Source organism: Streptomyces sp. NPDC060198 (assembly GCF_042728415.1).
Taxonomy (GTDB): domain Bacteria; phylum Actinomycetota; class Actinomycetes; order Streptomycetales; family Streptomycetaceae; genus Streptomyces.
Map to the genome: position 1 here is coordinate 1 of NZ_JBHWZJ010000446.1, position 5,119 is coordinate 5,119.

Annotated in this window: 4 protein-coding genes; 3 read left to right on the forward strand and 1 reads right to left on the reverse strand. The window is 69.8% G+C overall.

All coding sequences use genetic code 11. The features are described from left to right. The first annotated feature begins 195 nt into the window (after positions 1–195). Together ahcY and ACFWEP_RS31295 are read left to right on the forward strand one after the other, a co-directional pair. Positions 196–1,653 (forward strand): adenosylhomocysteinase, encoded by a 1,458-nt coding sequence (ahcY, locus tag ACFWEP_RS31290; RefSeq protein WP_387375163.1) that lies wholly within the window; start codon positions 196–198, stop codon positions 1,651–1,653. 148 nt (positions 1,654–1,801) lie between these two features. Continuing rightward, complete coding sequence (locus tag ACFWEP_RS31295; protein ID WP_387375164.1) at positions 1,802–2,443, forward strand: hypothetical protein; 642 nt, start codon at positions 1,802–1,804, stop codon at positions 2,441–2,443. Between the two features lie 38 nt (positions 2,444–2,481). Here the strand turns inward: ACFWEP_RS31295 and ACFWEP_RS31300 are convergent, their stop codons facing one another. Next, on the reverse strand, positions 2,482–3,516 hold the full coding sequence (locus tag ACFWEP_RS31300; protein WP_387375166.1) for an RDD family protein: 1,035 nt from the start codon (positions 3,514–3,516) through the stop codon (positions 2,482–2,484). 118 nt (positions 3,517–3,634) lie between these two features. Here ACFWEP_RS31300 and ACFWEP_RS31305 point away from each other — a divergent pair, with 118 nt between their 5' ends. Then, a complete protein-coding gene (locus tag ACFWEP_RS31305) occupies positions 3,635–4,642 on the forward strand; it encodes a stage II sporulation protein M (protein WP_387375168.1) in 1,008 nt (335 codons plus the stop codon). Positions 4,643–5,119: the final 477 nt, after the last annotated feature.

Genomic DNA, 5,119 nt, shown 5'->3' on the forward strand with positions numbered 1-5,119 from the left:
GCTCGACTCTGCGCGGTGTAGATTCGTACGCGTACCAGACGTCGCTGCTGATGGCGGTCGATCGGCCCGCGGAAGCGGACCGGCCGAGGGAGAGAGGGCCTCCGACGGACTGCGCTGCGAGTCCCGGGCATTCCTGTGCCCGGAGCCGCACAGCCAGCCAGCCCACCCTCGATCCTCACGAGGAGCAGACCCGCCATGACGACGGTCAGCCAGAACCAGGACTTCAAGGTCGCCGACCTTTCCCTCGCGGTCTTCGGCCGCAAGGAGATCACCCTCGCCGAGCACGAGATGCCCGGCCTGATGTCGATCCGCAAGGAGTACGCCGCCGCGCAGCCGCTGGCCGGCGCGCGCATCACCGGCTCGCTGCACATGACCGTGCAGACCGCCGTGCTCATCGAGACCCTCGTCGCGCTCGGCGCCGACGTACGCTGGGCCTCCTGCAACATCTTCTCCACCCAGGACCACGCGGCCGCGGCCATCGCCGTCGGCCCGACCGGAACCCCCGAGGTCCCGGCCGGCGTCCCCGTCTTCGCCTGGAAGGGCGAGACGCTGGAGGAGTACTGGTGGTGCACCGAGCAGGCTCTGACCTGGCCGAACACCCCCACCGGTGGCCCGAACATGATCCTGGACGACGGCGGTGACGCCACTCTCCTGGTCCACAAGGGCGTCGAGTTCGAGAAGGCCGGCGCGGCCCCGGACCCGTCCACCGCGGACAGCGAGGAGTACGCCTACATCCTCACGCTCCTCAACCGCACCCTCGGCGAGTCCCCGCAGAAGTGGACCCAGCTCGCGTCCGAGATCCGCGGTGTCACCGAGGAGACGACCACGGGCGTCCACCGCCTGTACGAGATGCACCGCGACGGCACCCTCCTGTTCCCGGCGATCAACGTCAACGACGCTGTCACCAAGTCGAAGTTCGACAACAAGTACGGCTGCCGCCACTCCCTGATCGACGGCATCAACCGCGCCACCGACGTCCTCATCGGCGGCAAGACCGCCGTCGTCTGCGGCTACGGCGACGTGGGCAAGGGCTGCGCCGAGTCCCTGCGCGGTCAGGGCGCCCGCGTGATCATCACCGAGATCGACCCGATCTGCGCGCTGCAGGCGGCCATGGACGGCTACCAGGTCGCGACCCTGGACGACGTCGTAGAGCAGGCCGACATCTTCGTCACCACGACGGGCAACAAGGACATCATCATGGCCTCCGACATGGCCCGGATGAAGCACCAGGCGATCGTCGGCAACATCGGCCACTTCGACAACGAGATCGACATGGCCGGCCTGGCCAAGATCGACGGCATCGTCAAGGACGAGGTCAAGCCGCAGGTCCACACCTGGACCTTCCCGGACGGCAAGGTCCTGATCGTCCTCTCCGAGGGCCGTCTGCTGAACCTCGGCAACGCGACCGGTCACCCCTCCTTCGTCATGTCCAACTCCTTCGCGGACCAGACCCTGGCCCAGATCGAGCTGTTCACGAAGCCGGAGGAGTACCCGACCGACGTCTACGTGCTCCCGAAGCACCTCGACGAGAAGGTCGCCCGCCTCCACCTGGCCGCGCTGGGCGTCAGGCTCACGACGCTCCGCCCGGAGCAGGCCGCCTACATCGGCGTCGAGGTCGACGGCCCGTACAAGTCCGACCACTACCGCTACTGATCCCGCCCGCCGACGGCCCGCCCCCGCAGCGCGGGGAGCACGGCCGTCGGCGACCGGAACAGCCTCAGCAGCAGGTACGAGCGCAGGCCCCCGCACCCCCGTGCCGGGGGCCTGCCCCGTATCCCGCCCGCGCAGCCCGAAGGACCCCATGCCCCGCGGCCGTTATTCGCTCCACGATCCGCACGATCGCACCCCCCTCGGTGAAGAGCACTTCCACTGCGCCCCCGGACCTTCCGGCTGGCGCTACGTCGCCCAGCGGACCGCTCCCTCCGGCGATCCCCTCGGCTCGACCGACCTCGCCCTCGACGAACTCGGCCGGCCCATCCGTCTCGAACTGCACGCGGGCGGCTGGCAGATCCGCGGCGCCGCCCTCGAGGGCGTCACCTGGGTCCGGACCGGCCCCACCGGCACCGACGCCGCCGAGGGCAACGTCCGCGCCCATGCGTTCTCCGGTACCTCTCCCGCTTTTCTCGTCGCCGTCACGCGACTTCTGCGCCTCACCCCGGATTCCGCCGAGACCCGCATCCGTCTGGTCACCTTCACGGATCCGGTCCTCGCACCCCTGACCGTCGATCAGTCCTGGGCGCTGATGGACAGTGAAGCGCACCCCACTGACAACGGCCCCCTGCTCGTGGACACCTACCAGGTCAGCGACCTGAACACGGGGGAGCGCCACACGGTGCACCTCGCCGGGGACGTGGTCCTCGCCGCCCCCGGCATCGAACTCGAAGACCTCGAATCACCGCCCTCGCCCAAGCCCGCACCGCGGCAGGAGCACCCGGCCGAGTAGTGCGGGCGGCGGCGGCCCCGACGCGTTCCGCCGGTGGCTCAGGCCGGCGGTGCGAACCCCGTCGGGACGGCGTGCGCCGCGGGAAGCGCCGGAGTTCCCCCGGCGCCCGGGACGCCCGCGCCCGGCACTACGTATGCCCCGGGCGACGCGGGCGGCGACGGAGGCGCGGGCGGGACGTGCAGGGCTCCCCGGCCGCCGAGGGGGGCGCTCGCGGGTGCACTCCACCCCGCCGCCCCGCCGGCCGTCGGCGTGGGCGTTCGCCAGGCCGTCTCCGGAGACACGGCGTACGCGACCGGCCCCGGCGCGTGCCCGGTCGGCGGTGTCCGCCGCGCTTCGTACCGTCGTGCCTCGCGGACCCGGCGCTCGTGCAGCACCGCGGCGACGTAGGCGGCGTGCGGGACTCCCGCCGGTGGCGGCAGCGCCGTCCTGGCCGTCAGCTCGTCGGCGAGCCGCCTGCCGAGCGCCTGGCTCACGGCGGGGTCGAGCTGGTGCAGGCGGGACATGTAACTCCGCGCGGCCAGCCAGAATTCGTCCGGCACCGCCGACAGGTCCAGCTGGGCGAAACGGTTCCCCAGCCACGGCGGAGGCGGCTGCAGGGCAAGCGAACGATCGTTCGGCACCCGTTCCCGTACGACGATCGTCCCGGCGAACACGTCACCGAGCCGTCGGCCCCTTGCGGAGACCAGGGAAGCGATCGCGGCCACCCCGCCGAAGGTCGTCAGGACCTCGACGACACCCATCGCCCCGCGCACCAGCGCGTGCCGGAACGCGATGGGTCCCCCGTCCTCGCGCACCACCCGCAGACCACAGGCGAGCTTCCCCAGGGAACGGCCGTGGCTCAGGGTCTCCACCGCGATGGGGCCGCCCACCAGCACCAAGAGGAACGACGCCACCGAGACGGCCGCTACGGCCGCGTCGTCGAGCGTCGCGGTGGCGAGGGTGAGCGCGAGGGTGAGCAGAAGGAAGACGGTCAGCAGCAGTGCGGTGTCGATGGCCTGCGCCAACGCCCTGCTCGGCAGCCGGGCCGGCCTGAGCTCCAGCACCACCGCGTCCCCGGTCACGAGTTCGCTCATTGCCCCGCCTTCCGTAGTCCACCCCTGCCCCGTTGTGCGACAGTCTGCCAAGCTGATCGTCGGCGCGTCGCCGTTGTCGGGACCTCGTACGCCCCCTCGCCTGGAGCAGTCACCCACCATGGACCTCGATGTCTTCGCCACTGCCCACCGCGCGGAGTGGGATCGCCTGGAAATGCTGCTGAAACTGGGCCGCAGGCTCAGCGGTACCGAGGCGGACGAGCTGGTCGTGCTCTATCAGAGGACGGCCACTCATCTCTCCCTGATCCACTCCCAGGCGCCGGACCCGGCCATCGAGGGTCGACTGACCCGGCTCGTGGCCCGCGCCCGGTCCACCGTGACCGGCACCCGCAAGGCGTCGTGGCGGGACGTGACGCGCTTCCTCACAGCCGGATTCCCCGCCGCGGTCTACCGCGCCCGCCACTGGTGGGTGCCCACGGCGGTGCTCTCCACCCTTCTCACCGTGCTCATCGGCTGGTGGATCGGTACGCACCCGGAGATCCAAGCGTCCCTCGGCGCCCCCGACGACCTGCGCGAACTCACCCGGCCCGGCGGGGAGTACGAGACCTACTACTCCAGCCACCCCGCAGCTTCCTTCGCCGCCCAGGTGTGGACGAACAACGCCCAGGCAGCGGCCATGTGCCTGGTCCTCGGCGCGTTCTTCTGCCTGCCGGTGATCTGGATCCTCTTCACCAACGTGCTCAACGTCGCGGCCGGCCTCGGCCTGATGTCGTCCGCCGGCCGGCTGGACACCTTCCTCGGGCTGATCCTGCCGCACGGCCTCCTCGAACTCACCGCGGTGTTCGTGGCCGCCGGCACCGGCCTCAAGCTCGGTTGGACGCTCATCGACCCCGGCCCGCGCTCCCGCCGCGACGCGCTCGCGGAGGAGGGCCGGGCCGCCCTCGGCATGGCCATCGGCCTGGCCCTGGTCCTCTTCGTGTCCGGACTCATCGAAGGGTTCGTGACGCCCTCCGGTCTTCCCACCTGGGCCAGGATCACCATCGGCGTCGTCGCTGAGCTGGCCTTCCTGCTGTACGTGCGGGTTCTGGGCGGTCGCGCGGTCAGGGCCGGCGACACCGGCGACGTCGCAGTCTTCGAACGTGGCGCCTCGGTGCCGACAGCCGCGTGACCGCCACACCCCGACGGATGTGCGCCGAGCATCGCTGAGCTGCTAGTCTCCTCTTCGCCCACAAAAGCTGTTGACACGGTTCTTGTGGGGAGGTAGATTTTACTAGTTGGCTCGGACTGGACAGGTCAGGGTTCGGCGATTAATGTGTATCTCGCTCTTGCAAGGAATGTTCATTCCGGCGGAGCCACTCGATTCCTCTCGTTTCCGAGTTCGGGCCGTTCATTCGTCCCCAATGACTCTGATAAAGTCGAATCAGCCGAAAGGCAAAGACCCCCAGCAGGTCGCCGGAATCAAATTCGGACCGGAAACGGAACGAAAAAGAGTCTGGTAAGGTTGGGACCGCCGGAAAGGGAAACGCGAAAGCGAAGAACTGGAAAGCGAAACCCGCTTCGACCGGGAATCGGACGCAAAAGAGTCTGATAGAGTCGGAAACGCAAGAACGAAGGGAAGCGCCCGGAGGGCCCCGGTGAAACGGGA

Bases quoted from the DNA above. Each gene is read 5' to 3' on its own strand.
- ahcY (WP_387375163.1), top strand. From the start codon at position 196: ATGACGACGGTCAGCCAGAACCAGGACTTCAAGGTCGCCGACCTTTCC.
- ACFWEP_RS31295 (WP_387375164.1), top strand. From the start codon at position 1,802: ATGCCCCGCGGCCGTTATTCGCTCCACGATCCGCACGATCGCACCCCC.
- ACFWEP_RS31300 (WP_387375166.1), bottom strand. From the start codon at position 3,516: ATGAGCGAACTCGTGACCGGGGACGCGGTGGTGCTGGAGCTCAGGCCG.
- ACFWEP_RS31305 (WP_387375168.1), top strand. From the start codon at position 3,635: ATGGACCTCGATGTCTTCGCCACTGCCCACCGCGCGGAGTGGGATCGC.